The sequence below is a fragment of the Nodularia spumigena CCY9414 genome (genome assembly GCF_000340565.2).
Lineage (GTDB): Bacteria > Cyanobacteriota > Cyanobacteriia > Cyanobacteriales > Nostocaceae > Nodularia > Nodularia spumigena.
In genome coordinates this window covers 583,583-610,111 of sequence record NZ_CP007203.1, presented here as the reverse complement: position 1 = coordinate 610,111, position 26,529 = coordinate 583,583, and the positions used below count along the sequence as shown (strand labels likewise).

At 42.5% G+C, this 26,529-nt stretch carries 22 protein-coding genes and 1 tRNA gene; 13 read left to right on the top strand and 10 right to left on the bottom strand.

Annotation, left to right across the window (positions count from 1 at the left end):
* Positions 1-64: 64 nt before the first annotated feature.
* Complete coding sequence (locus tag NSP_RS02775) at positions 65-673, top strand: cytochrome b N-terminal domain-containing protein (RefSeq protein WP_006195717.1); 609 nt, start codon at positions 65-67, stop codon at positions 671-673.
* Here the strand turns inward: NSP_RS02775 and NSP_RS02770 are convergent.
* Positions 663-2,582, bottom strand: coding sequence for a cation:proton antiporter (locus NSP_RS02770; RefSeq protein WP_006195716.1), 1,920 nt, complete (start codon positions 2,580-2,582; stop codon positions 663-665). The two genes, NSP_RS02775 and NSP_RS02770, sit on opposite strands and share 11 nt — an antisense overlap.
* A 515-nt stretch (positions 2,583-3,097) precedes the next feature.
* Here NSP_RS02770 and NSP_RS02765 point away from each other — a divergent pair.
* Positions 3,098-3,170, top strand: a tRNA-Glu gene (locus NSP_RS02765).
* Positions 3,171-3,467: 297 nt separating this feature from the next.
* On the opposite strand, the gene NSP_RS02760 is transcribed toward NSP_RS02765, so the two are convergent.
* Both NSP_RS02760 and NSP_RS02755 read right to left on the bottom strand, forming a co-directional pair.
* On the bottom strand, positions 3,468-4,058 hold the full coding sequence (locus tag NSP_RS02760) for an SRPBCC family protein (protein WP_006195714.1): 591 nt from the start codon (positions 4,056-4,058) through the stop codon (positions 3,468-3,470).
* The gene (locus NSP_RS02755; protein WP_173403250.1) at positions 4,024-6,084 is read right to left on the bottom strand and encodes a sensor histidine kinase; all 2,061 of its coding nucleotides are present in this window, start codon (positions 6,082-6,084) and stop codon (positions 4,024-4,026) included. Before NSP_RS02755 ends, NSP_RS02760 begins: the two co-directional genes overlap by 35 nt.
* A gap of 388 nt (positions 6,085-6,472) precedes the next feature.
* Between NSP_RS02755 and NSP_RS26665 the strand changes: the two genes are divergently transcribed.
* A complete protein-coding gene (locus NSP_RS26665; RefSeq protein WP_161942192.1) occupies positions 6,473-6,646 on the top strand; it encodes a hypothetical protein in 174 nt (57 codons plus the stop codon).
* 155 nt (positions 6,647-6,801) lie between these two features.
* Here NSP_RS26665 and NSP_RS02750 read toward each other — a convergent pair whose 3' ends face one another.
* Complete coding sequence (locus NSP_RS02750) at positions 6,802-7,137, bottom strand: ribbon-helix-helix domain-containing protein (protein WP_006195712.1); 336 nt, start codon at positions 7,135-7,137, stop codon at positions 6,802-6,804.
* Positions 7,138-7,221: 84 nt separating this feature from the next.
* Here NSP_RS02750 and NSP_RS23840 point away from each other — a divergent pair, with 84 nt between their 5' ends.
* From NSP_RS23840 to NSP_RS02720, 7 genes are all read left to right on the top strand, one after another.
* Positions 7,222-7,467: a hypothetical protein gene (locus tag NSP_RS23840; RefSeq protein WP_006195711.1), complete on the top strand. Its 246-nt coding sequence runs from the start codon at positions 7,222-7,224 to the stop codon at positions 7,465-7,467.
* A gap of 141 nt (positions 7,468-7,608) precedes the next feature.
* Positions 7,609-8,040 (top strand): alr0857 family protein, encoded by a 432-nt coding sequence (locus tag NSP_RS02745; RefSeq protein ID WP_006195710.1) that lies wholly within the window; start codon positions 7,609-7,611, stop codon positions 8,038-8,040.
* Positions 8,041-8,380: 340 nt separating this feature from the next.
* Complete coding sequence (locus tag NSP_RS02740; protein ID WP_006195709.1) at positions 8,381-8,740, top strand: hypothetical protein; 360 nt, start codon at positions 8,381-8,383, stop codon at positions 8,738-8,740.
* 761 nt (positions 8,741-9,501) lie between these two features.
* A complete protein-coding gene (locus NSP_RS02735; RefSeq protein ID WP_173403249.1) occupies positions 9,502-11,550 on the top strand; it encodes a serine/threonine-protein kinase in 2,049 nt (682 codons plus the stop codon).
* A 650-nt stretch (positions 11,551-12,200) separates the two neighbouring features.
* Positions 12,201-13,520 (top strand): glycosyltransferase family 4 protein, encoded by a 1,320-nt coding sequence (locus NSP_RS02730; RefSeq protein WP_006195707.1) that lies wholly within the window; start codon positions 12,201-12,203, stop codon positions 13,518-13,520.
* A 19-nt stretch (positions 13,521-13,539) separates the two neighbouring features.
* Positions 13,540-13,800, top strand: a complete 261-nt coding sequence (locus NSP_RS02725; RefSeq protein WP_006195706.1) for a hypothetical protein — start codon at positions 13,540-13,542, stop codon at positions 13,798-13,800.
* Between the two features lie 9 nt (positions 13,801-13,809).
* A complete protein-coding gene (locus tag NSP_RS02720; RefSeq protein ID WP_071839265.1) occupies positions 13,810-14,295 on the top strand; it encodes a class I SAM-dependent methyltransferase in 486 nt (161 codons plus the stop codon).
* A 60-nt stretch (positions 14,296-14,355) separates the two neighbouring features.
* Here the strand turns inward: NSP_RS02720 and NSP_RS02715 are convergent, their stop codons facing one another.
* From NSP_RS02715 to NSP_RS02705, 3 genes are all read right to left on the bottom strand, one after another.
* A complete protein-coding gene (locus NSP_RS02715) occupies positions 14,356-17,019 on the bottom strand; it encodes a chloride channel protein (protein ID WP_006195704.1) in 2,664 nt (887 codons plus the stop codon).
* 223 nt (positions 17,020-17,242) lie between these two features.
* Positions 17,243-18,553, bottom strand: coding sequence for a TldD/PmbA family protein (locus tag NSP_RS02710; protein ID WP_006195703.1), 1,311 nt, complete (start codon positions 18,551-18,553; stop codon positions 17,243-17,245).
* A gap of 256 nt (positions 18,554-18,809) precedes the next feature.
* Positions 18,810-19,673, bottom strand: coding sequence for a Tab2/Atab2 family RNA-binding protein (locus NSP_RS02705; RefSeq protein ID WP_006195702.1), 864 nt, complete (start codon positions 19,671-19,673; stop codon positions 18,810-18,812).
* Between the two features lie 220 nt (positions 19,674-19,893).
* On the opposite strand from NSP_RS02705, the gene NSP_RS02700 reads away from it, so the two are divergent.
* A complete protein-coding gene (locus tag NSP_RS02700) occupies positions 19,894-20,640 on the top strand; it encodes a DUF561 domain-containing protein (RefSeq protein ID WP_006195701.1) in 747 nt (248 codons plus the stop codon).
* Between the two features lie 125 nt (positions 20,641-20,765).
* Here NSP_RS02700 and NSP_RS02695 read toward each other — a convergent pair whose 3' ends face one another.
* Positions 20,766-21,914 carry a DegT/DnrJ/EryC1/StrS family aminotransferase gene (locus tag NSP_RS02695; RefSeq protein ID WP_006195700.1) on the bottom strand — a complete coding sequence of 383 codons (1,149 nt, stop codon included), beginning with the start codon at positions 21,912-21,914 and terminating at the stop codon, positions 20,766-20,768.
* Positions 21,915-22,364: 450 nt separating this feature from the next.
* On the opposite strand from NSP_RS02695, the gene NSP_RS02685 reads away from it, so the two are divergent.
* Together NSP_RS02685 and NSP_RS02680 are read left to right on the top strand one after the other, a co-directional pair.
* Positions 22,365-23,141, top strand: coding sequence for an ABC transporter permease (locus NSP_RS02685; protein ID WP_006195698.1), 777 nt, complete (start codon positions 22,365-22,367; stop codon positions 23,139-23,141).
* A 139-nt stretch (positions 23,142-23,280) separates the two neighbouring features.
* Positions 23,281-25,146 carry a tetratricopeptide repeat protein gene (locus NSP_RS02680; protein WP_006195697.1) on the top strand — a complete coding sequence of 622 codons (1,866 nt, stop codon included), beginning with the start codon at positions 23,281-23,283 and terminating at the stop codon, positions 25,144-25,146.
* 169 nt (positions 25,147-25,315) lie between these two features.
* On the opposite strand, the gene NSP_RS02675 is transcribed toward NSP_RS02680, so the two are convergent.
* Together NSP_RS02675 and NSP_RS02670 are read right to left on the bottom strand one after the other, a co-directional pair.
* Positions 25,316-25,564, bottom strand: a complete 249-nt coding sequence (locus tag NSP_RS02675; RefSeq protein WP_006195696.1) for a hypothetical protein — start codon at positions 25,562-25,564, stop codon at positions 25,316-25,318.
* 32 nt (positions 25,565-25,596) lie between these two features.
* The gene (locus NSP_RS02670; RefSeq protein ID WP_006195695.1) at positions 25,597-26,496 is read right to left on the bottom strand and encodes a succinate--CoA ligase subunit alpha; all 900 of its coding nucleotides are present in this window, start codon (positions 26,494-26,496) and stop codon (positions 25,597-25,599) included.
* Positions 26,497-26,529: the final 33 nt, after the last annotated feature.

Sequence of the window (26,529 nt, the reverse complement as noted above, 5' to 3'; positions counted from 1 at the left end):
TCATTTTTCTTAACTAAAATTGTAATAGAAATACATATTTAGCTAAGAACAGCAAGGGGACACCATGAACAGTACCCAGTTCGATAGAATTTTCCGGCGACTGGCGACGATTTTAGCCGTGGCGATTCTCAGCCTGTGCTTGATTTACATCACCACGGGAATTTTGCTTTCTTTTTACTACGAACCCACAGCAGGCGGTGCGTATGCATCTTTGAAAACGATTAATACAGAAATCCCCTACGGGTGGTTATTCCGCAGAGCGCATGATTTAGCTGGGAATGCAGTCATCGTGGTCGCGTTAGTGCAAATTGTGGTGATGTTTTTAGGGAGGCAATTTCGCAAAAGTTGGCTGACTGCTTGGATTAGTGGGATTTTCTTAACTTTAAGCGTGATTGGTCTAGATTGGACGGCAATGCTTTTAGACTGGACTCAAGAAGGCTACTGGCGTTTTAGCATTGAGCTAGGAACCATCGAAGCCATTCCTTTTATCGGTGGGCAACTACGAGACATCCTCACAGGAGGTGGAGCCATTAGCACAGTCACTGTTGCACACCTTAATACTATCCACAGCTATATTCTCACGCTTGCTGCTATTATTTTGGCTTTCGTACATTTATCTGCCCTCATTTGGCAAGAACAGCAAATGTACAAGGTCAGAGCATTTACTTCTTAGGAGCATCACCGCTAAAAAGTTGAGATAATTTCTCCAATGGTAGTTCTTCCACCTCTGGTAAAGTTTCTAGAGACAGGCGAGTTGATTGGCTACCACCGGATAAACGCTTTAATAAGTTAGGTCTAGGGTCATGCAAGAGATAGATAATGCGATCGCCTACTAACCATTCTTGACTAGCTGGCATCACCTGTAAACGGTCTTCTCGTTCTACCAACAACGGAATCAAATCTCCAGTCTTAATTTTTTCTTGGATGCGTTCTTGTTGTTTAGTAAATTCGGAATCATTGAGTGTAGTTGTCCCCAGCTTCACTCTGCCATCATTTAAATATTCATTCCAAGTCTTAATCACTAACTCAGTCGCGAAAGCTTGGCTAACTTTGTGACTAGGGCTGGAATTAGGTTGGGGTTTCCGGGGAAAAACTGCCAACACACGCGGCGGACTAAATTCTTCAGCCGCCCGTTGAGCCAAAACAAAATTCACCTCACCGTTATTCGTCATCGCCAAGAAAGTTCCCATAGAAGCCAGTCCAGCTTCTTCCAAAACCGAAACATCCAGGGCGCTGCTAGAAATCACCCGCACATCTTGTTCTGCTGCTTTTGCACAACGTTCCGGGTCTGTATCAATCATCACCACTGCTTCTCCCCGTTCTTGAAAGAAACGGGCAATCAACAAACTCAAGGGATTACAACCCACAATCACTGCCCCAGTGGCATCCTTGGAGGTGATTCGTAGCCATTTAGCAATGGTTCCCGCCGTTAACCCTTGACAAACCACCGTCATGATAATTGTCAAGAATACGAGAGCTTTGATGGCATCACCACCGTTAATACCGCGCTGTGTCAACGAAATGGCAAATAAAGAAGCCACCGAAGCCGAGACAATTCCCCTGGGAGCTACCCAGCTTAAAAAGAGTTTCTGCCGCCAATTCAGGTTACTGTTCCAAGTACAGCAGAGAATGTTGATCGGACGAACCACGAACATCAGTACCAAAACAGTAAAGACACTGCCCCAACCCAAGGCAAACACACTCGCAATGGAAAGGTCAGCCGCTAGGAGAATGAATAGCACCGAGACGCTGAGAATTGTTAGCTGACCTTTAAAGCTTCGCAATGAACGCTCTTCTGGGACTGAGGAGTTAGCAAATACCGCCCCAGCAATAACTGTAGTCATGACTCCCGATTCACTACGAATCATCTGCGCCACAGTAAACAGACCCCAAAGAATCGCCAGTACCACCAAGTTTTTTAACTCTGGCGAGAGAAAATTTGCGCGCTTGAAAATTAAGCTCATCAAGTAGCCGCCAGCGCCACCAATTGCCGCCCCAATTCCCAGACGCATCACTAAACCGATAATGGCATTGATGGGGTCAGCATCGCCGTTCATAATCGTGTCTAGGACAACGAAGGCCAGAATAGCTCCTACTGGGTCGATTAAAACTCCTTCTCCTTCTAAGATCGTTGCTACTTGACGATCTACATTGATTTGTTTAAGCAGGGGGCTGATGACAGTTGGCCCTGTGACTACAATGATGGAGCCGTAGAGAAAAGCTATATTCCAAGGGAATTCGCCCAGCCAGTGGGCTGCCATACTACCACCAATTAAGGTGATCAGTGTTCCCAGGGTGACTAGCAATTGTAGGCTAACTGAAACTCTGCCCAACTCCTGTACATCCAGGTTGAGTCCGCCTTCAAATAAAATTATTGCCGTTGCTAGGGCCACAATCACTTCTAGTCCAGTTCCGAGGACATGAGGATGCAGCACGCCCAGCCCATCGGAGCCAAGGAGAATGCCTAGTAGCAATAACAAGACAATACTAGGTAAGCGAAAGTATGCAGCCAGCACCTGGGCGGTAATGCCTGCAACAACTACGCTCACCATCTGTAGGGTTATTTCAAAAGATGCTTCCATGTTGTAGATTTTGAGCTATATATTTCAAAATCTTTTGTAAAGAATAGTAAATATCACCTCTACAGAGTACAACATCACATCCTCTGTCCCCAGGGAAATCCAGAGTTTTTTCATACTTAGTCCTGTATATTACTCCATTGGTCATAATTTGGAGAAACATCTGATGGTGCTAGGGCGGAAATTAAGGGACTTCCAATTAAAAAAATATTCCATTGCTGAGGTAGGCAGGGGAGCAGGGAGCACCGGAGCAGGGGGGATAAAGAACAAAGATGGTCTGATGAAATGGGGCAATTTATTTTCTGGAAATCCCTAAGAGTCCTTTGTTTAGTATCAAACACCAGGAAAAATTCAACCGCTACATTAGTCGCTGCTGATGCTACTGCCTTGTGTTCCTGATGCACAAATTCAACTATAAGCTATGTATTGCCGCCTATTTTAGTCTGGAAAATTTTTTTTGGAAAAACTGTTGACATCCACTAGAAAATTAGTTACTCTATATAAAGTCTGAGTCTTACGCCCCCATCGTCTAGAGGCCTAGGACACCTCCCTTTCACGGAGGCGACGGGGATTCGAATTCCCCTGGGGGTATTTCCAGAACATAAAATCAAATAATATCTTTTTGTTTTTCAGATAAGCCTTTTCCTCGGTGATTCGTCCCGAAGAAAAGGCTTATTATTTTGGATGATTTCAGATTACAGAAAAAAGGGTGTGGGGTGTGGGGTGTAGAAGAGCAACAATCAAAAACTTTAGTTCTGAGTTCAGAGCTTCAGTTCAAAAAAAGGAATTGTATCAAGAATGGGGCGCGAGATACAAAGCGTCCTTACTTCAATCCCATGTTTTTAAACGTGGGTTCCGCACACCCTACACCCTATCCCCTACACCCTCTCAAGTAGTTAATTGCTCTACACGCTGGTGAATAGCTAAAAGATTTACCCGCAGATCATTGCTGAGACGACGCTCAATGATGGTGATGGGCATGGTGAGTTTAGGCCAGACTTGAATGGTGTAACATACAGTAGTGCCTTGATCCTCACCCTGAGAATAAGGCTCTAAACACCAGCTACCAGAAAAGCCTTTGAAATCGCCTTCTACCATTGAGAAATTAATTTCTTGAGGGAAGCATTCTTCCAAATCTAAAACTACACGCGCCGAAAAGTTGAACTTGAGTAAGCGCTGTGAGCCTATTTGTTCGAGTCGGATACCACCTTGAGGATGCTCCAGCAAACAACTCTTCGCTAGGTTGGGAATGAACTCAGACAAGGCTTCATAGTCTGTGAGTACTTTCCAGATGCGTTCAACGGGTTGAGGAATTTGGATTTTAGCGCTAATTTTCCTCTGCCTCTCGGCTATTTTCTCAACTTTCACTACTACATCTGGTAAACCAGCTGCATCAATAGTTATGTTGTTTTCTAGCTGTATGTGATCAGTTGTGGCGCTGGGGTCAAGATTTTCTGTGATGTTGTATTGTTGAGTCACTGTTAGTATATGGTTTGCTTTCGTGGGAAAATTGGGGCAGAGTCAGGGTGAAACAAACTTCGCTCAGTGGGGAATCTGAGATTTGCATACTCTCAACGGCGATCGCCCCATTCAAGTGCTGTACTAAAGATTTGACTAAAGCTAGTCCCAGTCCAGTCCCAGGGTGCCAGCGTCCTTTACCACGACGGAATTTGTCGAAAATATAGGTGGCTTCCTCTTCGCAAATGGCACGCCCTGTATTAATCACCTTAATAATAATTTGATCAATTTGTGCTTCAACTTGGTGAAATGCTTTTAGGTGAATAATCGTATCATGTTCAGAATAGGTATAGGCATTATTTAATAACTCTTGGAGGATGCGGTCAAAACTGTCTAGTTCGGTTTGTAGTGTTAATGGCTGCTTCGGTAAATCTACGGTAATGCTTAAACCTTTATCTCCTAGCCTTTTCTCAAAGGCTGCACCTAGTTCCTCAATTTTGCTATTTAAATCAATGCTTTCAAATTGTAGGGGTTCTTGATCAGATTCTAGTTTCTGTAAGGTGAGCAAGTCATTAATTAAGTTGATTTCTTTGGTACATTCTTGCTCTAAAATGTCCATGTATCTAGCTTGACGCTCTGGTGCTATTCCTGGCAGCCGTAAATTCTTAATTGACATCAGCATATTTGTCAGGGGGTAGCGCAAGCGATCGCTCATGTTGCTCAAAAATTCATCTTTGAGTTCGTTGATTTCCCGGAGTTGTCCCACATATTGCCGCGTTTTTTCATGCAATTTGGCTTGGAGTTCCAAACTGCTTTTTAATTTGGCTGTCCGTTCATCTACTACAGTCTGTACTTGCCTTAATGTCTGTGATTGAATTATGGCATTGCTGACTTGGGCGCAGACCATTTCTAGAAGATTTAATTCTGCTGGTTGCCAATTGCGTGGTAGTGCTTGTTGTAACACTAGAAATCCTAAAACTTTGCCTTGATTCTCTAATGACATTAACAGCACTGTCGGTAAAGCCTCAATTCTCAACAATGGGGCTACTGTACCAGCTGCTTCTATGTCTATATAGTCACTGATGATCACTGGGCTGCCAAATTCTGTAAATACCCGTTGACATAAACTACAGTCTTCGAGGGAAAATGTCTGAGTTGAAGTTTCCGGTTTAATCGTCTGGAAATTTGGGATTTCCCGGTTCCATTCACCCACAACAGTCCCTTTGGCTTTGGGAATTTGGTTTTTAGATTTAATTTTAAATAGTGGATCTGTGTATTGGAGTAGGATCAACAAACCCCGATCTGCCTGTAATGATTCGGCTGTCGAGGCGATCGCTAACTGGAGCATTTGATTCAATTCCAAGTTAGTCCGACTTAGTAAAGCTAATTGCTTGATTAAGGCTTGATGATGCTTGTTCTTTTGGAGATACTGATGTTGAGTCGCAATTAGCTGGGCTTGTATGACTTGAGAAAAGGCGATCGCACAGGACGATTCTATGTCTTTGAGCAGTTGTTTTTCTGACTCCTGCCAATCATAAGTCTGGAATTTAATCAAGCAAATCACGCCGTTATTTTTGCCCCTTAACCGCGTCGGGATTGCCAAAACAGCTTTAATCGGTAATGGCAAATATTCACACCCCACTACCAAACTGTTTTGAATAGTTGAAATGTCCTCCATCGTTAATGGTTCAGCAGCACATTGCACCACTGGTAAGTCCATCATTAACTGTTCGGTTGAGAACGTCTCGCTCAGGTGCGTCCTTCTCAGATATTCATCAGAACACCAATTAGCAGCAGTCGCATTACCTGAGACTTCGTTAGTAACTGTAACTAAGCAGCAACAGTCTACATCAAAGGTAACTCCTAGCAATTTGGCAATCTCTTGCAGCATCAATGACGTTACCGAACTCTTGGCAATGATGTGGTTGATTGTTTGTGCCAGATGCTGGGCTGGTTCTTCCTGATGCTGCATCAACTTCACTGCGTATGATTGTGGCCGCTCTAGATCATTCGAGTATTTTGGTGGCAATGATAGATAATTGTTCATTTCTGGTACGCTCTTGGATAATTACCCCGTTTTGTGTCTACCCAATTTCTTGGCATATCCTTCACCGTTAATTACGTTGCGACACCCTGATCAATTGCAAATCTTTTATAAAAACTGACTTTCACCTGTTATAGCCCTTTCTATTTCAGATGAACAAGTTACTGATATATGGAACTGATGTCTATATAATAAGCATAAAAATATTTCAAAGATCCTAATCATGCATCCAGATACTGTTTAAATTTTTGTGCAGATTTAATTAGCTAACTGGACACTAGGATATCTTGTTTGTCACTATACATAAACCGTATTTTCTCTTGATTTTAGACAAGAATTCTAGAAATATAACTGTATTAATACTGTTTTTACTGATAAATTTATGTGTTTTATGCTAAAACTTTTTTTAGATCCAGGTAACTTTACTATTGGTGTAACAAAAAGCCAAATATTGCCATTGCAGCCCTTGGGAACCAACTTCAGTGAACAACTTTCGACAAAGGCGCTCATTCAGCCAAAAATCCTCTGCGCTTCATCTGGGAGGATTAACTTCACAAAACTTTAAACAGGTCACAGATAAATACTTGAGCAGAGATAAAGACATAAAACAGCATATATTTTGTTCCCATAAAATCTACCCATAGTCAGAATGAAGCTAAATTCCGAATGCAGCCCATTTGTACTAGTGAGTCAGTGGGCTGCATTCACCGGCATCAAAGACTAAGATGTTAAACTTTCGAGACTTAGAGGAACCATATCGCCATTCCTCGTGAGTCCTAACAACATCGGTTGTTGGGGTTGAATTAATTGACCTGTGAGTACACAACGTTCTTCTTGTTGAGCTGTAGCAGCTATACTAGCTCGAATATCGGCTTGCGAAAATCTGGGTTTCCACTCACCTGATTTTTGTTGTACATAATTCCAGAGGATATCTCTGATCAAAGCTTGATATCCTTGATTTCCGGCGATTTCTTTGAGTTTATCTTTAAGTTCCCGTTCCAGGCGGATACTGGTAACTTCCATTTCGGTGGTGGGAGTGCGAGCGATTGTATGCATAACTTTTGTGACTTAAAGGTATGGACAGTATAGTAATACAAGTGTAGTATGTTTAAAGAAATGTTCAAATAGGTGAAATTTGCTGTGAAATTCGTCTATCCCATCTCCACTTCCTTGTGTGCTAACATCTGCCGAGCCAGTTGGGAATTAGCCGCCGTGGGAGTGGAATACTTATTTATGGGCGATAGTAACCGAGATCATTGGCAAATCACAAAAAGTAATCATGATTTGAGATATATCAGCCAGAGTCTGCTGAGTTTACAACCAGAAATAAATCGAAGAAGTGGGGGCGGGAAACGCTACAGTCTGAGGAATACTGTACCCAAGTAAGACCAGAAAATTTTGCGGTCAAATTTTAACCCCCGCCTCACCCACAGGAGAAGCGGGGGTTTTTGGTCTGGAGTAAAGCTGTGACAATACAGTTCTGGATAGATGTGCAAGCAAACCTGGAATCACACGAGAGCATAAGGAATGCTGAAATTAACTTACACCGAAAGCAGCTTTTATTTAGAGTGTCTAACTGAGTCACTAGAGAAATGGGTGGCGCAGCGAGTAGTTTTTGCACTGCGTGTTGGGCAAAATCTGTATGTTGAATCCAGCACTGCTTCCTTTCTGCTTCCTCTTGATTTACCAGGAATAGAGATGTTGAAGGCGGAAGTTAAACAAAATAACAGTGAAATTATTACCTTGTGTGCTTGTGATAGTGAGTATATGGAAGTTACTTTGAGGGGTTTTTGGCTATCAGATAATTGTGAAGATGCTGTGGGTTTGTTTGCTACCACTATCAGTGATTCTTCTAGTGAGGCTTTGTCCTCAGCTTCAGCCATTGAGGTATTTTTACATCAACTTTGGCAAGACGCGCAAGCTTGTGCTTCTGTGATGAGCGAGTGGTATGATTCCTAGATTCAGCCGATCTACCTAAAGGTTGATTTCGTCGCAAATATAAATAGAATAAATTTCATTCTACAGGTCGATACAAATGTAAGTGAATTACAGGTAAAACTGTAAGAGATGAAATTTGCTAGAAGAATATATGTCTGTGTACAACACAATGATTAATTAGGTATTGACGATTTGATTATTCAAAACGGAAACACCAAAAAAAATCTTCACTATTTCATGGTTTAAAGAATAAAAAAAGCACCCATTAATGATTCAATGCCCATGTTTTGGTAATAAAGGCATTGATTAATTTTTCAATGTGCAAATCTAGCGTTGTTGAAGCTGTTATTGAGGATTAAAGATGAAGATTGTTGATTTTGTTTTATCTATTTTACGCCCAGTGCGTTTTGTAGTTGTGGCTTCTGCCTGTACGTTGCTATTTTTATCTAGTGTATCACCTGCTTTTGCCATCAGTAGCTATCAAAGTGATCCCCAGGAAGGCCCGACACAACTTCTGGAAACTCAACGAAGAACTGACGAGGTGGCTAAATCCCAACCCTTGAAACTGAAAGAAGTTCAAGAAAATTCCAACAAAGGACTCAATGAAGTTCAGGGAGATGCTGACATTGACAAGATGAAGAATCCTGAAAATTCACAGAGTTCAACTTCAGTAGAAGATAATGTCCAGAATTTCTTGGAAAAGGTGACAGGTAAAAAGTAAGCTATCAAATTCATTAGAAATACTCTAAGCTTTAGAACCCCGTTTTCTCAAATTAATCGGGGTTCTGGGATTTTTATGTTTTATAGCCGGGGAGTGGGGAGAAGAGGAACGGGGGCAGGGGGCAGGGGGCAGGGGAGAAGAGGAACGGTTGTTAAGTAACCGGAAGTTTTAAAGTAATTTCTCACTCCCCCTTGCTCCGGTGCTCCGGTGCGCCCCTGCTTCTTCTGGGGAGTGGGGAGTATGTCAAGATTTGATGGTTAGTTTTGGTAGCTCTGACACTCTGAAGTTTCGGGATGTTTGAAAATTCGTAGAGTAGTATACCAAATTCCCTTTGCTACAACTCTTTTTGAAGAGTCGAGAGGTTTTGAAAACCCGATTTTGTGCTAATAACAAAAGTTTTTCCTTTCCCTGTGCTGCTAGGAAATGGCTGAGGAGGGAAGGGGGTTAAGTGCGGTGATGTTTTGGTGTGAGCAATAATACTTTTGAAACATTCTTTAAAAGAGCGATCGCTTAAATAGAATATTCTTTTGAAGAAGTTTATAATATAATATAATCAATAAAATTAAGAATTCCGTGGCTCTTGTAGTTTTCGTTGCAAAAAGAATGACGGGTGAGCATTTACCAAAATTTACTATATAAGTAATTCCCCGATCCCCTACAGCAGTGTTTTCTACCATCATGACGCGAGAGCCAATCTTAATTAAGGGAAATTGCGGGGGCTAACTTAACATAATTTATTGTGCAGTCGCGCCTGTCAGAGAATGATCTGCTGCTTAAATCCCGATTGCCCAAATCCCCTAAATCTCGACAAAACGAAGTTATGCCGAACTTGTAGCACCCCCTTGGTGCCACTTTTGCGAAATCGCTTCCGCGTCATTCGGGTCCTTTCCGATGAGGGGGGATTTGGCAGAACTTATTTATCTGAAGATACAGATAAACTCAATGAACGTTGTGTAGTTAAGCAGTTAGCGCCGAAGTTTGAAGGAACTTGGTCGCAAAAGAAGGCTGTAGAGCTATTTGCCGAAGAAGCAAAGCTTCTGCAAGAATTGGGAGAACATCCACAAATACCAACTCTGTTAGCTTATTTTGAGCAAGATAACTGTTTGTATTTGGTACAACAGTTTGTCAATGGGCAGAATTTGTTAAACGAGTTGCAACGGCGAAAACTTTATAAACCTGGGGAAATCCACGGGATTTTGCTGCATTTATTGCCTGTGCTTCAGTTTATCCATGATCGTGGTGTGATTCACCGCGACATCAAACCAGAAAATATTATCCGCCGATATGGTGACGGACGATTAAGCCTGATAGATTTTGGTTCCTCGAAGCAATTAACGGCGAGAGTACAGAAAAAAGTCGGCACATCTATTGGTTCTCATGGTTATTCGCCATTGGAACAAATTAGAGATGGTAAGGCTTACCCAGCTAGTGATTTGTTTGGTTTGGGGGCTACTTGCTTTCATTTGCTGACTGGAGTTTCCCCGTTTCAGTTGTGGATGGAATATGGCTATGGCTGGGTGACTAATTGGCGACAATATTTGCGAAGTCCTTTGAGTGCTGAATTGGATTATGTTCTGGATAAATTATTGAGAAAAGATATCCAGCAGCGTTACCAATCAGCTGATGAAGTGATTAGAGAGTTGATTCCAAAACAACCACTAGCACTACCGCCCACAGGTAAGTCTTCGGGAAAAATACCAGTAACTCAAGTTTCATCTTTACCAGTTAAATATACTTTACTGAAAAATGTTGTCTTGGTAAGTGCTTTAATTCTGTTATTTGGTATCCAAGATTCCTGGTATCAGCAATATCGTCGTGTCCACACTGTTTTATTGTCTCGGCTGAGTCAAACTCGGAGTAGTTCGAGAAAGTCAGTTGTTGATCAGTCGCCCAATTTGAATTTAAAGAACATTTCTTTAAGTAAAGTTTTACAAGCTGATCAAGGTTTGGTTTTATCTGTGGCGATTAGTCCCGATAGCCAGATTTTTGCTAGTAGTGGGGAGCGCCTAATTAAAGTTTGGCATCTAGGTACAGGAAAAGAAATTGCTACTCTCAAAGGCCATGAACAAAGGGTAAATGTGGTAGCTATTAGCCCAGATGGACGTACTCTGGTGAGTGGTAGTGATGATCAAACTATTAAAATTTGGGATTTGTTTACTGGTGAGTTAATTCGCACGCTGAGGGGACATTCTAATTCAATTCAGGCGATCGCTATCAGCCCCGATGGTGCAACTTTGGCTAGTGGTAGCGATGACAACACGATTAAACTGTGGAATATGTCCACGGGAAGTTTAAGAAGCACACTCAGAGGACATACATCTTGGGTGCGATCGCTGGCTATTAGCCCGGATGGTATAACTCTTGTTAGTGGTAGTTTTGACAAAACGATTAAGATGTGGGATCTGAACAAAGCCGTTTTTATCGACACACTTAATTCAGATACCCAAACGGTGACATCTATTGCTTTTAGTCCAGATGGTATGACTTTGGCTAGTGCTAGCCGCGATGTCTACGGCGGGAAGCTACGCACAATTAAACTGTGGAATTTAGCCACAAAACATAAAAGTCACACACTGGCAGAAAATGCCCAAACGGTGACATCTATTGCTTTTAGTCCAGATAATACCACTCTTGTCAGTGGTAGCCGCGAGCGCACAATTAAACTGTGGAATTTAGCCACAGGTAAGGAGATGGGTACACTTCTGGGACATAAAGATACTGTAACATCAGTAGCCATTAGCCCCGATGGTAAGTCCCTTGTCAGTGCTAGCGAAGACAACACGATCATGATTTGGCGCGTGTCGGAGTAATGGGAGTTGCATATAGCTTGCAAATGAGATACTCAATTGCATAATATGAATTCCAACAACAGCGATGAAATATTTTCGGTGAAAAACAATCGGCTATGTTGGCTTTCGGTGTTGACTTTGTGCATGGTTGAAAAATCATAAATTGCCACACATCCATGTGTATTTAGCACGTTTACCAGGCTTTATATAGTTTTTCAAACAAAAACTTTCGATATACGATTGTATATGAGTTGGAAAAATCTTGCTAACATAATACGCACACCAATCACAATTTACGTGATTATTACACAGTGTTATAATTGTTTCGATTCTATGCTGAAATAGCATTCTAGTTTTTAGCCAAATGAATGCAGTTAAACCTGCATTACCATTACTGCTGATATATGCAAACATTACTAGATACTTCTTTATAGTCAGGACTTACGCAAAATTATGAAAAAACGAACCACGAAGGACACAAAGGACACGAAGTCAAGAGGGTTTCAGAGAGTTCTTGCGTAAGTCCTAATAGTGTCTAATAAATGATCACAACAGTGGAAGAATGTACCTTTATTTTTTCTAAAGGTTCGTTTTGAAGTGGAACTTGGATACAGCAGTCAGCAGTTTTATCTTGACTCTAAACAAGAAATCAGACTACACATTAAATAATAATGAACAACCAACCTCTCCGTATTGCTATTTTTACAGCAGTGTATGCTCCGTTTTTGTCGGGGATTTCCATCGCAGTACACCAACGGGTTCGTTGGTTACTACAGCAAGGCCATGAAGTCTTTTTAATCCACCCTCAAATCAACGACCAGTATCCCAAAGAAGTTTGCTCGCGCCCCATGCTAGGACTAGATGAATTAAAATCTTTTCCTAAATTTTCTGCTTATGCATACCCGACAAAACCACTTTTCTACTACAAGTCTGCTCCCGAACCATTACACCACAAGCATTGGAGCGATACCAAGTTGCTCGAAAACTTCCAGCCTGATGTTGTGCTTGTTGAAGAAGCAACGCAAATGAGGGGTTTTTACTCACTTTTTTGGGGAGGTTATGGCCGCGCTATTGGAACCGAATATGCACATCAAACAGGTACGCCAACAGTATCACTTTTCCATACTAATGCTGTTGGTTGTATCCAATATTTCTTAGGAAATTCATTATCTCGTTTGATTCAGCCGATAATTCCCCTCGTGAGCAAACGCTTTAGTGAAGCTTATGACATAAATTTCTTTTCGTCTAAAGAACAGCTTGCTCAGTATAAAAAGATGCAAGTTAAACGTGGTGTCTATCTACCTTATCAAGGAGTTGATTGCCAAAAATTCCATCCTAAAAATATTTGTTACGATCCTATTCCTGATGACCACAGACCAACGATGCTATTTGTTGGACGCATTACCCCAGAAAAGAATGTCACTCAACTCTTAGAGATATATCCCATCGTTGCTGCAAAAATACCTGATATCCATTTGGTAATTGTTGGAAGTGGTCCCCAGGATGAAAAAATTCTTAGGCTTGCTCAAAAGTTTAAATCCGGAGTGACGATTTGGGGAGAGTCTCATGGCACAGAACTTTTGGGTTGGTTTGCTCGTGCAGATATATTTGTTAACCCCTCTTTCGTCGAAAATTTCTGCACAACTAACAATGAAGCATTAGCTTCTGGAACCCCTGTGGTTACTACTTTTGCACCATCCACATCGGAGCAGATATTTCCTAGTGTTAATGGCTTTTTAGCTGAACCCAATAATCCCAAGGATTTTGCCGAGAAGGTGATCACAATTTTATCAAATCCTGACCTCAAAGAAGAAATGTCTCTACGTAGTCGTAAGTCAATTCTAGAGTTTGATTGGTCGAGATGTATGGAAAAGTTAGAGGAAAAACTCTATCAACTTGTTGAAGCATCAAAGCCTTCGGAAGTATTATCGGTCTCGTCACGAAAGAATACAAAAGAGCGTGTTGTTGTAAACACTCTTTCAAGTCAGTAATAACTTGTTAAAAAAACAAATGAAATCGGAACACAATTTTCCTAGCAATCAATTAGTCCTAAGTAACTCTCTACCCTTAACCTGGGAGCGTATTGTTCCCAACCAGACAGCAAATGATTCGGCAAGTCAAAAGTTTCTTGATCTACATTTTGGACGCTACAAAACTGCTTCTAGCTATGTTACCGATAAAAAAGTTCTAGACATTGCTTGTGGTAGTGGATACGGTAGTCGAATACTTCGGCTTGCAGGAGCCAAGTCTGTAGTAGGAGTAAGTAGGTAGGCACAAACAATCGAATATGCCAAGAAAAATTATCAAGAAAACGATCTAGACTTGATCAGCGCCGATGCAGAGCAGTTTGAATGGTCAGAGCGTTTCGATATTGTTACCTCGTTTGAAACTATAGAACACCTCTATGATCCTGAAAAATTTCTCGAACGCATTCATAATCTTCTGATTCCTGATGGAGTATTTCTGCTCTGCGTACCACTAGGAGAGACACGTCACATGGACCGATACCACCTTCATGCATTTAGTCAGGAGGAGATGTTCGCTCTTTTGAAAAAGACGGGATTTTCGGTAGATTGGCATCATTGCGATGAGTGTTTTTTGACTCGTTCTGAGCTACTGCGCTGGGGAAAGTTATATCCAGAATCTAGTCCATCAATCAATGAATTGTTGTTTAGCCGTAGAGGATGGCGAATTATATATGACTTTGTTTTTCGTGGCGGTTTTGACATCCCTCAAGTATTAATTTATGCTCGCAGGATAAATTGAAAGTTTGCTTACGGACTCTTCAAGAATCCCCCGGCTTTAGACGTGGGGAGATGTCAAATCTTAACTACTAATCGCGCCTCTGACTAAGATGACTGTGCAGTCTACACCAGAGGCGATCGCTTCGGGAATATTACCTTGAACTGCTTGCTGTAATAATCCCTCACGAGAAGCCCCTAAAACCACAACATCATAACCTTCGGTTTTCACGAGATTAATCACTCCTTCAGCCACCGAATCAGCTTGGACGGGGATAGCAACTACATTGCTGGATAATTTACGGCGACGCATTAATATCCGGATGGCTTGTTCTAAAACTGTCATGTCTGGCTTTAACTGAGATGGTTTAAACACCTGCGTCAGCCGAATGTATGGATTATCCCCCAATGTCGCTAAAGCAGGTAATAATTTAATCGCTACTCTGACATTAGGACCGCCAGCCATTGTGACTAGCCAACGGTTGAATTTGGGAGTGGGGAATGGGGAATGGGGAATGGGGAGTAGGGAGTGGGGAGTATTACCCAGTTTTACTAGCATTACGTCGCAGGTGGCTTGACGAATGATGGTATCTACAACATTGCCAAAAATCCGCCCAGGGGTAGAAGTTTCACCTTTCCAGCCCATTAAAATCAGGTTTATATGTCGTTCGTGGATGGTTTCCAATATTGCCTCGGCTGGGTCGTGGGCGACTCTAATTTGGGTGTGTAAGGGAATTTTCCACTTTTTAGCCAAAACTTCGGCTTGTCGTAGTAAGCGGCGACTTTTGGCGGTTCTGACTGATGTTTCTGAGGGGGAATTGTGACGCGATACTAAGATTATTTGCACACACTCGATTTCATAGTGGCGATCGCGCGCAATAGCTGCGGCCATTTGCAAGAGAATGGCGGCGGTTTCGGGATTGGCTACTGGTACTAATAATCGACCTCTGCCAATATTAGGCGATCGCGTTTGATAAACTACATAAGAAGGTTCCGGCTGTGATTCTGGGGTAACGTTGCCATAATTCAAATGTTCAGCTTGGGCGCGGATGATGTCTGCACGGGTAATAATCCCCACTAATTTCCGCCCTTCCACCACTGGTAAGCGACTAATTTGATAGCGATCTAGCAAATACAAAACATTACTGAGGTGATGCTTGGGTTTGACAGTTATGGGGGAGTGGATCATAATCTCCCTTAATGAGACATCCTTTGGTGACTGGCTATTACTCAGGATGTAGGAATCACTATCGCGTTTGGTGACAAAATCCGATTGTGTGATAATCCCGATGAGTTTGCCATTCTCTACCACTGGAAAGCCCCGATGATGGGAACGGGAAAATACTTGCATTGCTTCTTCTAATGTCATATCTGCATCCAGAGTTTCGACTCGATGCTGCATGACATCGTTAGCTGTTAACTTTGTTAATATTCCTTCGGGGGAAACAGCTTTAGTAATTGTGATGCCTTTTAGCTGTAATAGTTTGTCATATAAAGATCCCGGCATTACTTTGTCCGAAACCAAGTATGCAGCTACAGATACAATCATCAAAGGTAGTACCAAATTGAAATCTGTAGTCATTTCAAAGACAATTACTATGGCTGTGATTGGTACTTTAGAAACAGCACTAAAAAAACCGCCCATACCAGCTAAAGCGTAAGTTGTGGGGGAATCCACTGCTAAGAAATAAGAGGCGGATACACCAACTAGATGTCCTAAACAAGAACCCAAAATCAGACTCGGCGCAAATAACCCCCCAGGCGCACCGGAACCAAAGGCCACCAGGGTGAGCAGAAATTGAGATAAAAAGGCGATCGCCGCAAAAGTTATATTAGCTTCACTGATAATCATGTACTCCCGTAAGCCCGCATAATCACGGAAAGATTCCGGAAGCATTGCCACTAATAAACCGGAAATACATCCAGCTAAAGCCATTTTTAGCGGTAAGCTGAGGTGTAAATTTTGATAAATTTTAATACTGGCGATTAAACCACGATTAAATAATGCACCCAGGAACCCTGCTAAAATCCCCAACAAGACAAAAAAGGGAATTTCTGGCAAAGTGAAGTTACTGGCGTATTGCAACAATTCCAGGTTAAGTTGCAAACTACCCCCACCCAACAGCCGAGATACTACACCACCAATAAAGGAAGCGATAATGGCGGTTCCTAAAGTCAGCCCTGATAAATCTTGGAGTAATTCCTCTACGATAAACAATACACCAGTGATTGGGGCATTGAAAGCGGCCGCTAAACCCGCACCAGCACCCGCAGCAATCATCTGTCGTCGATGATCTGGGGAGGTGGGAACCCAGCGACTCATTCCTGCTGCTAAACCCGCCCCTACATGAACGGTGGGGCCTTGTCGCCCCAGAGCCATTCCTGAACCGAGGGTGATAATAGCACTGATTAACTTTACCGTTGCCACTCGCCAGGATAATGTAATTGGGACGTTAGCAAGAGTGGCTTTGACTTGAGGGATACCGCTCCCTGAAGCTTCTGGTGCAAATCTATTCACCAAAGAGCCAGCTATAAATCCAAAGCTCAGACCAATGGTAGGTAAGACTAACAATGCTGGTACAATTTGGCTAGTTTGGACTCGCCATGTTCCTAAAAATCCTGAGCCGAATTTCAGGAACACCGCAGAAAGGGCGGCTACAAGTCCAATAATACAAGCTTCGGCGATCGCTAAACCTCTTGTCGGTTGCAACCAAAGGCGAAAGCGCTGAGTCAGACCAGAAATCGCCATAATAATTATAATTAATCAGATTAAATTAACCAAAGGTCAACATAATTAAACATAAAACCTTGAGGATATAGATCCCCGACTTCTTAGAGAAATCGGGGATCTGAGTATTGCGTTTTTTAAGTTTGAGCTACTTATTCGGCAATTTGTGACAAAAATAATTTTACAGGTATTGAACATAGGTTGATTTTCCCTGGTTATAGTTATAGCTTGACAAAGCTCATTTTTAAATCCTACCTGTTGTAGATAACCCTTCTACAATCAGTGATGGGGTATAACAAGACCCATTCCAATCAGCGTCGCTACCTAGTGCTACTAATTGTTTGAGAACTGTGTAGACATTACCGGCAACCATTGTATCTTTGACACGGCCAATTATCTGACCGTTTTTAACACGATAACCCAAATCAACGTTGATGGAAAAGTCGCCAGAAATACCGTTGCCACCACCTAACATTTGATCCACAATTAAGCCATCATCCATTTGCTCAATTAAGTCTTGTAGTGATGCTGAACCAGGCTGAATCAAGAAATTAAATAAGCCAGGGCTAGGATAACTGCCAAAACTAGGGCGAAAACCATTACCGGTAGTGTTGATACCTAGTTGTTTTCCTGTGGTGCGATCGCAATAAAAATTTTGTAAAATTCCGTCTTGAATAAATACTACAGGCTTTGTGGGAGTACCTTCATCATCAAAGGGACAACTATAAGGGCCAGCCTGTGGGTCTTGGTATAGGGTGAGACTCGATGACATCACTGGCTTACCCAGGCGTTCTACCCAAGGAGACGCTACTTCCAAAATGCGTTTCCCATTCAAAGCTGCTTGTGCAGTTCCCCACAGCATATCAGCAGCTTTAGAGGTAAACAACACGGGAACGCCACCGGTGGGCGGTGGGACGTTTCCTTTCGCCCAATCTAACCTTTGTAAAATTTGATGGGCTAATTTCTCAGGGTGGAGAATATCCCGTTGGGTTTGTCCATCAGCAACACTCAAAAAATCATCACCCCGTACCCATTCGGCTGACATATAGCAATTCAGGGTAGTGTCAGTGTAGTAACAATCTAAACCTTGACTATTGACAAGTCTAGTAGTTTCCACATCACACTCCCAATCACTGCTGCAAAGCACATCGGGATAAACATCACGAATCAGAGCGATCGCCTCTTTACCCCAATTTACCAATAATTGTAATGGTACAGTTGACCCGATGTCTGGATAAGATGGCTGAGAATTCTGGACTAACTCCACTGGTTCTGGTTGATTCAGCTGACTCAAAGCCAAAGCTCGTTCCACCATTGTTTGTGCGGCGACAGAACCATAAGCTACCGTCACTCCTGGTCGCCCATTGCGCCACAGTCGGAGGGCTGTGCCTTCAGATTGGCTGGTTTCTAGCTGTTTAAGACGGTTAGCCTCAAAAAATACGGGACGAGAAAGCGATCGCGACTGATAGACCTCCGCAGCTTCTGCTCCCGATTTGATAGCTAGTTCCAGCAGCTGTTCTGCTAGTGTATCTTGTGACAAGTTTTCAGAACCCATGACCCTCGGTGAATTGTGGATTTTGAGGTCTAATCTTGCTGCAAATGGATAAAAGCAGGTAATTATCCCAAATCATTGGTGTCCGTCGGCATATATTGGTAAAAGCCATTTAAAAATGCAGATGGACGCAGACAATTATCCCAAATCATTGGTATCTATCTGCGTTTTATGCACTCACAAAATTCTCCGAAAATCGTCCTTGTGTATTAGTTTGTATCAGTATTTGACATTTAACTCAGTTATAAGCACTCCCTACTTACGCAAGATTTAAATTTTGTAGCAGCCAAAATCCGGTGAAAGACTCTGCTTGAGGATCAGACTGCACACCAATAAAATGCACTCCATTCGCTTTTTCTTTGGCTTGCTCATAACCTTTGGCTTCTGCTAAAGTTTGGGGGTTTGTGATATTAGCCAAAATCCAACTTTCAGTAGCACCAGTTTCTAAAACCAATCTCTGTCCTTGTTTAGTGTCAAAGTTTAAGCAAGCCAACTCCAAACCCGACATCCACCCTGCTATGGGTAAAGCTCTGGGTGAGAAAATTAACACACCAGGAATGCGAGTTTCAGGGGACACATTAGCCAATTCCAAAGGAAAAGCTTCGCCAAAACCAATATCCCATTCTGACATATCCGCAAATTCAGCCGCTTGTAGGCTGACAAATGCCCACTGCTTCCCTTCTAAAGCATCTGGTAAACGTTGAGGTAAAGGGCTGTCTAAGCGCACCGAGGGATTAGTCCCGCCTTGATACCCTGGTTCTTGAGGATAAACTTCCTCCATGCGTTGTCTCAACCATTGATTGAGAACTAAAATCCGGCGGCTAGGTTGAGCAGGAATACCCACATCCTGGCAAGCTTTAGTAATCATATTGCTCATTTGACGGCGGAAAAAGCGGATTCTGATTGGTGCTTCCCCTGCTTTGTCAATTGCTTCCTGTAACGCTGTCCGCAACCAAACCGAATTTACCTGAGTACTGGGACAATACTTGGCATAACGAAACAAAGATTCCGGTTTTGTGCTGATATCCGAAGGACTTTCGCAAACTAAGACTTCCCAAACTTTTTTCTGCTTTTCGTCCAAAATTGGACGAGAGTAAAAATCAATTTCCCAAATACTACCCATGTTTTGCCGTGAGATTCTGGCGACTTTATATTTTCTTATATTTTCATGATAAGAGGGAATGGGGAATGGGGAGTGGGAAGTGTGGGGAGTGTGGGGAGTGTGGGAAGTGTGGGAAGTGTGGGACTTAAACCAAATTATGTCTCTTGACTGATAACTGATAACTGATAACTGATAACTGATAGTAGAATGGGTCTTATTTCTTACCGTCAACAGAAAAACTATGACAATACATTCTACTCTCCAACGTGCGTTTGCTGAACGTAGCGTTCTCAAAGTGATTAGCGGCTTGAACAATTTTGATCGCGATCGCGTTGCTGCTACGATCAAAGCTGCTGAACTGGGTGGTGCTACTTTTGTCGATATCGCCGCCGATGCTGCTTTAGTACAGATGGCGAAAAACTTGATCAATTTACCAGTTTGTGTTTCAGCAGTTGAACCAGAAAAGTTTGTCGCTGCTGTCAACGCTGGTGCAGATTTAATTGAAATTGGTAACTTTGATAGTTTTTACGCCCAAGGACGCAAATTTGAAGCTGAGGAAGTTTTAGCCCTAACTCACCAAACCCGCGCCCTCCTGCCTGAAATCACCCTATCTGTGACTGTTCCCCACATCCTGGAACTCGACCAACAGGTACAGTTAGCTGAGGAACTGATAAAAGCTGGAGCCGATATTATTCAAACCGAAGGCGGTACAAGCAGTCAGCCTGCACATTCTGGAAGCTTGGGATTAATTGAAAAAGCCGCCCCCACCTTAGCCGCAGCTTATGAAATTGCTCGTGTAGTTTCCGTACCTGTACTGTGTGCTTCCGGTATTTCTAGCGTCACTGCAGCTCTAGCGATCGCCTCTGGTGCAGCTGGTGTTGGTGTTGGTTCGGCGATTAATCAACTCAACAGCGAAGTAGCCATGATTGCTGCTGTGCGTGGCTTAGTTGAAGCTTTAGCCATTGCTAACAGCCGCGCGATCGTTTAGTTGATTTGGGGCGGGTTTAGTAATATTGTCGTTTATCTTGAATGATATCTGTAAACCCGCCCCTACAGGGGACTGGGTACTCTTATATTTTCCCCCCTGCCCCCAGCACCCTGCCCCCCTGCCTCTTACCCCAAGGTATCTTTTAAGGCATAAATCACCTGATCTTGCTGTTCCTGTGTTAGTTCTGGGAACATGGGTAAAGATAGAACCTCGTGAGCTGCTAACTCGGCTACTGGTAATTGTCCTGGCTGATAACCCAGGCTTTGATAAACGGGCTGCAAATGTAAGGGGTGGGGATAGTAAACCATTGAATTTACTCCCCGGTCTTGCAGTTGATGACGCACTGAGTCTCGGTAGGTGGCGCTCGCACCATTTCTTCCCTCAGTTAATACGCGAATGGTATATTGATTCCAGACACTCAACCCCCCGGCTAGTTCTTTCGGTGCAACAATACCGGGAATTTTACTGAGAAACTGTTGGTAATAAGCTGCGATCGCACGTCTTTGATTATTCCAAATATCCAGATAACGCAGTTTAATTTGCAGAATAGCAGCTTGCAGACTATCTAAACGACTATTTACACCAATTTCTTCGTAGTAGTAGCGATTTTTCTGCCCATGTTCCTTGAGTACCCGGATTTTTGCCGCAATTTCAGGATCATTAGTGGTAATGGCTCCACCATCGCCACAACCGCCCAAATTTTTGGTAGGGTAAAAACTAAAACAACCAATATGTCCGATGCTACCGACTTTTTGATTGTTCCAACTTGCACCTGTAGCTTGAGCGCAATCTTCAATGACTGCTAAATTGTGAGCGTTAGCTATGTCCATCAGTGCTGTCATATCCACAGGTTGTCCAAATAAGTGAACCGGGATAATCGCTTTGGTTTTAGGTGTAATGGCTGCGGCTACTTGCGGCAAATCAATATTAAAAGTATTAGTTTCAATATCAACAAAAATTGGTTTCGCACCCACAGCACTAATAACTTCGGCTGTGGCGACAAAGGTAAAAGGTGTGGTAATAACTTCATCACCTGTACCAATTTCCAGAGCGCGTAGAGCTAAGTAGAGCGCATCAGTACCAGAATTACAAGCTATACAATTATTTACATGATGATAGTCCGCAAACTGTTGCTCAAAACTTTCAACTAAAGGGCCGCCAATATAACGCCCAGAAGCCAAAACTTCTAAAACTGCTGCACTCACTTCTGCTTCAATAGTGGCGTATTGTTGCTTAATATCAAAGGCAGGGATAGAATTTACACTTTGGAACATGAGTTTTTATTTTATCTGAAGATACAAAGGATGCGCTGCGACTGCCTATTTTTGCTGTTTGGATTTTGCTCAAAAAGCAATGCTCCCGACTGTCGCCCCGAATACGCATCAAAATTGGGTTTTTACTGTAATTATTTTATGGTTAAGGATAGCACTGGTTGGGAGAAAATGTGATACATATCAACCAAGATCCCAGTCTGGGAATTAAAGTTCCAAGTTGTTTGATTCGGAAAACGGGGAGTGGGGAGAAGAGGAACGGGGGCAGGGGGCAGGGGGCAGGGGAGAAGAGGAACGGTTGTTAAGTAACCGGAAGTTTTAAAGTAATTTCTCACTCCCCCTTGCTCCCGTGCTCCGGTGCGCCCCTGCTTCTTCTGGGGAATGGGGAATGGTCGGTGGTCCGTGGTCAGAAATATTTTCATGTTTTTTTTGTGAGCAGGAAATGGAAAACTCATGGAGGATTTAATCAAGCTGGATTTTGTTGATTTAGCTATTGCTGTAGGATTGATGGCGGGAGCTATTGGTTTATCTGCTTGGGAAAAACTAGGACTAGAGTTGAATTTAGTCACCGCTACAGGCAGAACCATCTTACAATTACTCGTATTAGGATACGTTTTAGACTTCATCTTTGCTTTAGACAATGTTTGGGGAGTGTTGGCGATTTTAGCAGTAATTATCACTATTACAGCGATTGTTGCCCGAAACCGTATCAGTCCGAAAATTCCCCTAGTTTTACCCTTGGTATGGGGAGCAATTTTCATTAGTACTGCTGTGACAGTTCTTTATGCTAATTTCTTAATTATTCAACCAGACAGATGGTATGAACCCCGTTATGTAATTCCTCTAGCAGGGATAGTATTAGGTAATGCCATGAATGCAGCTGCGATCGCTGGGGAACGTCTTGTAAGTACAATGAATGCTCAATCTGTGGAAATAGAAACACACTTAAGTTTAGGCGCAACTCCCCAGCAAGCAGTTAGCCAGTACCGCAAAGCAGCCATTAGAGCCGCATTTCTCCCCACTCTCAATCAAATGACCCTTGTGGGGATGGTGGCGATTCCCGGAATTACCACAGGACAGTTAATCGCCGGAATTAGACCAATTGATGCGGTTTCCTACGAAATTTTAATTATCTTTATGGTTGCGGCTTCCAACTTGCTGACAACTATATTAGTCACGAGAGGATTGTACCGTCAGTTCTTCAACTCCGCCGCCCAGTTAGTCAGGTAAGCCGGGGAGCAAAGAATTTTGGATTTTGGATTTGCGATTTTAGATTGCCGTCTAATCCAAAATCTAAAATCTAAAATTGATTGACCAATGACCAATGACTAATGACTAAAATAGAAATTGACGTTCCCCAGCAGTTACAGTGTCTGAATCTTTGCCAATCCGCGATAGCGCCAGCGCTGACTTGTCAGTTCGCTATCTTACTTTTATTGATGAAATTATTGAATCCACCCTCAAGGGCAAAATTAGCTCTGTAGAGATGGTGTATCAAATGCTGCAAAAAAATATAATTTCAGGGACGGGGGAAGTCTTTGAGTTAGTTTTGAGCGATCGCCTCAGTAGCATTCAAAGCCAAATGGATGTTGAAACAGACGAACTGAAGAAATCTAAGGCGAACCGGAAATTACGAGCGATTAAAACTATTCAAAGTCAATGGCAAAGATATTCAGAGCAAAATAAAGCTACAGAAGCGATCGCCACCGCAGTTAGAGAAATTACTACAGCTTCCACAGATGAACGTCTGACTATATTTTTACGGGTTATCGACCCCAATCAAAAGCACCCGCCAAATACACAACAACTACAACAGTTAGCCAAAGGTTTACAACAATTTGCTCAAGTAGATGCTGATTTACCAGAAATCTCCCAGGGAATTACTCGTGGTTTAAGCACTTGGCAAGGGCTGCAAGACGACTTAGTAAGCTGGATGTATGAGAAAAATCAACAGTTGGGTTTTGGTGGCGTTCCCGGCGAAAGTGGTCCCTGGGCAACTTGGGCAAAGCACGTGAAAAGTCATGTCCCCCAATCGCTGTTTCGCGCCTTAGCAATGGGAGAATCTGCTATTGAATTTGCTGAAAAACAAAGCAGTATTAGTCTGAGTGACTGGGTAGAAGTGGCGTTAATTTTACAGTATCTGCAACGGGGTTTAGTCAACTGGTTCGACCAACAAGCTTACAACGTCCAAGCAGGCTCAAAATTGTCAATTTCCACTTACTTGACCTTTGCAGTGATTTGGAGTCAGTTAGCCAGTGGTTTTCAAAGTAGAGCCGCATACAGTAATGGCTGTTCTCAAGTTATGCTCCAGATTCTGCGAAACTTTTCCCAGCGGCCATATTTTCCCTTGTATGGTGGTATTTTCGCCTCTTTTGCCGGCAATTCTTTACGAGATGCTTTAGATTATCTCGATGAACCACTGCGACGAGTGGAGGGAACCCAGGAAAAGGCGAGAATTCTCACGCTTTTAGGCTATTCACAACGAGCGTTAGGACAATATGAGCGTTCTATTCAGTTTCATCAGCAAGCGCTGGAGATAGCGAGAAACGCAGGCGATCGCCCCTGTGAACTTGCCAATCTCAACCACCTCAGCCGTACCTATGTACAAGAAAAAAATTATACTGAAGCGATAAATAATAGTCAACGAGCATTAATGCTGAGTCGCCAAGCCGGAGAACGCACAGCAGAAGCCAATGCTCTGGTAAACTTAGGTTACAGCGAAGTCATGCAGGCGCAAAAGCTGGAACAAGTAGAAACAGAAGTTTATGAATCAGCTATTAATTATTTAGAACAAGGCTTAAAGTTATCAGAACAATTAGGCGATATTCAAAGTAAAGCTTTATGTTTTAGTAGCTTAGGTATTGCCTATTTAGTTATAGGTCAATCATCAGCCGCAATCCCCTATTTAGAAAATGGTTTTAAAACCGCCCAAGTTTCCGGTGATTTATATCTCCAAGGGCGAAATTTAGCTTATTTATCGGAAGCTTATTACAATTTACAAAATTCAGAAAAAGCGATTTATACTGGTAGTTTAGGAATGTATTTATTAGAGCAAATTGCTTCTAATGAATGGCGACAACCAGCAGGGTTACTGACAATTTTACAAGGACAAATGGGAGCAGAAGCTTTCCAAAGTTTATTACAGCAACATCGCCCGAAAATCATGGCGATTATTGGTGTAGATGGATATGATTATATTCCCCAATTGTTGGAAATTTACAAAGAAAATATCTAATTGCCATTACACCGCATCTGAAAAATTACAGCAGTAGGGTGTTTATCTAGGAGAGTACGGCACCAAGACCACAGAAGACGGTGCGTTAGGCTAAAGCCATAACACACCCTACATATACTACATATATTTAGATTTTTTCAATAATCAAATCGGATTCCTATCTAAAAAATTACAGCAGTCGTCGCAATTCTGCAACTGTATTTGCTGTGATAATTGCCCGTAAAATCAATTTTAAACGCTCTAAATCCGATATTTCGACAATTTGCGGCATCAATTCCAAACCATCGCTACCAAATTTGGCTTCTAAGCTAGTTTCAATGCTAAAAGTTATTCCTTGTCGTTGTCCGCGTGTTTCACCGCGTGCTTCACCCTCGCGTAATATTTCTTGATACCAAGGCGACTCATGTAATACAGCCATATCCCACCTCATTATCGAGTTTAACAAACAAATTAGTGACTTTTTTCAACTAATTTAATTCCCTTTTTAACTAATTCTGGGATGAGAGAAGGACGTTCAGCGACTGGAACTTTAGCTTCTTTAAACGCAGCTAATTTACTTTGGGCTGTGCCAAAATTAGGGTCACGTCCGATAACTGTGGCTAAAGTTCCACTTTGTCGCCAATTTTTGGCTCGTGGTGCGTGTCTACCGGCAATATAGGCAATTACTGGTTTATCAATGGCTTCAATAATATACCGCGCGGCGGCTTCTTCACTATCACCGCCGGGTTGACCGACTAAAACGATCGCTTGTGTGGTATCGTCTTCATCGAGAATTTGCAGCCATTGCAGAAATGATGAACCAACGATCGCATCACTACCAATACTGACACTAATTGATTGCCCTAAACCAGCTTTGGTTAATTCCCAAGCAACTTCATAAGTCAGGGTACTACTCCGGCTGACAATCCCCACTGTCCCCGGTGTATACAATTCGCTAGGTTGAGTACCCAAGAGAATTTTCCCCGGTACAATAATTCCGGGACTGTAGGGACCGACAATCAAGGTTTCACCGGTTTCGGCTTTGCGAAGTAATTGCACCATATCCAAGGGTGGTACGCCACCAGTGATAATGATAATCTGGTTGATATTGCAGGCGATCGCTTCTAATGCTGCATCTAAAACTTGGTACGGGTGTACGCAGATAATCGCTGTGTCAATTGCGCCAAATTTCGCCACTACCTCTTCCACCAAATCGAATATTGGGAGGTTGTGGAGTTTTTGTCCACCACATCCGGGATTGACACCAGCAACCAAATTTGTACCATAAGCTTTCATTTGAGCAATATGAGTTGCTGAGATAAATTCAGAAAAGCCTTGGATTAATACTTTGCTGTCTGGTGTTAAGTTCATATAAGTTTTTGGTAGTTTTGGCAATTATCTGTG

Bases quoted from the DNA above. Each gene is read 5' to 3' on its own strand.
- NSP_RS02715 (WP_006195704.1), bottom strand. From the start codon at position 17,019: ATGGCGATTTCTGGTCTGACTCAGCGCTTTCGCCTTTGGTTGCAACCG.
- NSP_RS02725 (WP_006195706.1), top strand. From the start codon at position 13,540: ATGAAATCGGAACACAATTTTCCTAGCAATCAATTAGTCCTAAGTAAC.
- NSP_RS02740 (WP_006195709.1), top strand. From the start codon at position 8,381: ATGAAGATTGTTGATTTTGTTTTATCTATTTTACGCCCAGTGCGTTTT.
- NSP_RS02750 (WP_006195712.1), bottom strand. From the start codon at position 7,137: ATGCATACAATCGCTCGCACTCCCACCACCGAAATGGAAGTTACCAGT.
- NSP_RS02730 (WP_006195707.1), top strand. From the start codon at position 12,201: ATGAACAACCAACCTCTCCGTATTGCTATTTTTACAGCAGTGTATGCT.
- NSP_RS02670 (WP_006195695.1), bottom strand. From the start codon at position 26,496: ATGAACTTAACACCAGACAGCAAAGTATTAATCCAAGGCTTTTCTGAA.
- NSP_RS02755 (WP_173403250.1), bottom strand. From the start codon at position 6,084: ATGAACAATTATCTATCATTGCCACCAAAATACTCGAATGATCTAGAG.
- NSP_RS02745 (WP_006195710.1), top strand. From the start codon at position 7,609: ATGCTGAAATTAACTTACACCGAAAGCAGCTTTTATTTAGAGTGTCTA.
- NSP_RS02675 (WP_006195696.1), bottom strand. From the start codon at position 25,564: ATGGCTGTATTACATGAGTCGCCTTGGTATCAAGAAATATTACGCGAG.
- NSP_RS02685 (WP_006195698.1), top strand. From the start codon at position 22,365: ATGGAGGATTTAATCAAGCTGGATTTTGTTGATTTAGCTATTGCTGTA.
- NSP_RS02700 (WP_006195701.1), top strand. From the start codon at position 19,894: ATGACAATACATTCTACTCTCCAACGTGCGTTTGCTGAACGTAGCGTT.
- NSP_RS02695 (WP_006195700.1), bottom strand. From the start codon at position 21,914: ATGTTCCAAAGTGTAAATTCTATCCCTGCCTTTGATATTAAGCAACAA.
- NSP_RS02775 (WP_006195717.1), top strand. From the start codon at position 65: ATGAACAGTACCCAGTTCGATAGAATTTTCCGGCGACTGGCGACGATT.
- NSP_RS02705 (WP_006195702.1), bottom strand. From the start codon at position 19,673: ATGGGTAGTATTTGGGAAATTGATTTTTACTCTCGTCCAATTTTGGAC.
- NSP_RS26665 (WP_161942192.1), top strand. From the start codon at position 6,473: ATGCTAAAACTTTTTTTAGATCCAGGTAACTTTACTATTGGTGTAACA.
- NSP_RS02710 (WP_006195703.1), bottom strand. From the start codon at position 18,553: ATGGGTTCTGAAAACTTGTCACAAGATACACTAGCAGAACAGCTGCTG.
- NSP_RS02735 (WP_173403249.1), top strand. From the start codon at position 9,502: ATGATCTGCTGCTTAAATCCCGATTGCCCAAATCCCCTAAATCTCGAC.
- NSP_RS02770 (WP_006195716.1), bottom strand. From the start codon at position 2,582: ATGGAAGCATCTTTTGAAATAACCCTACAGATGGTGAGCGTAGTTGTT.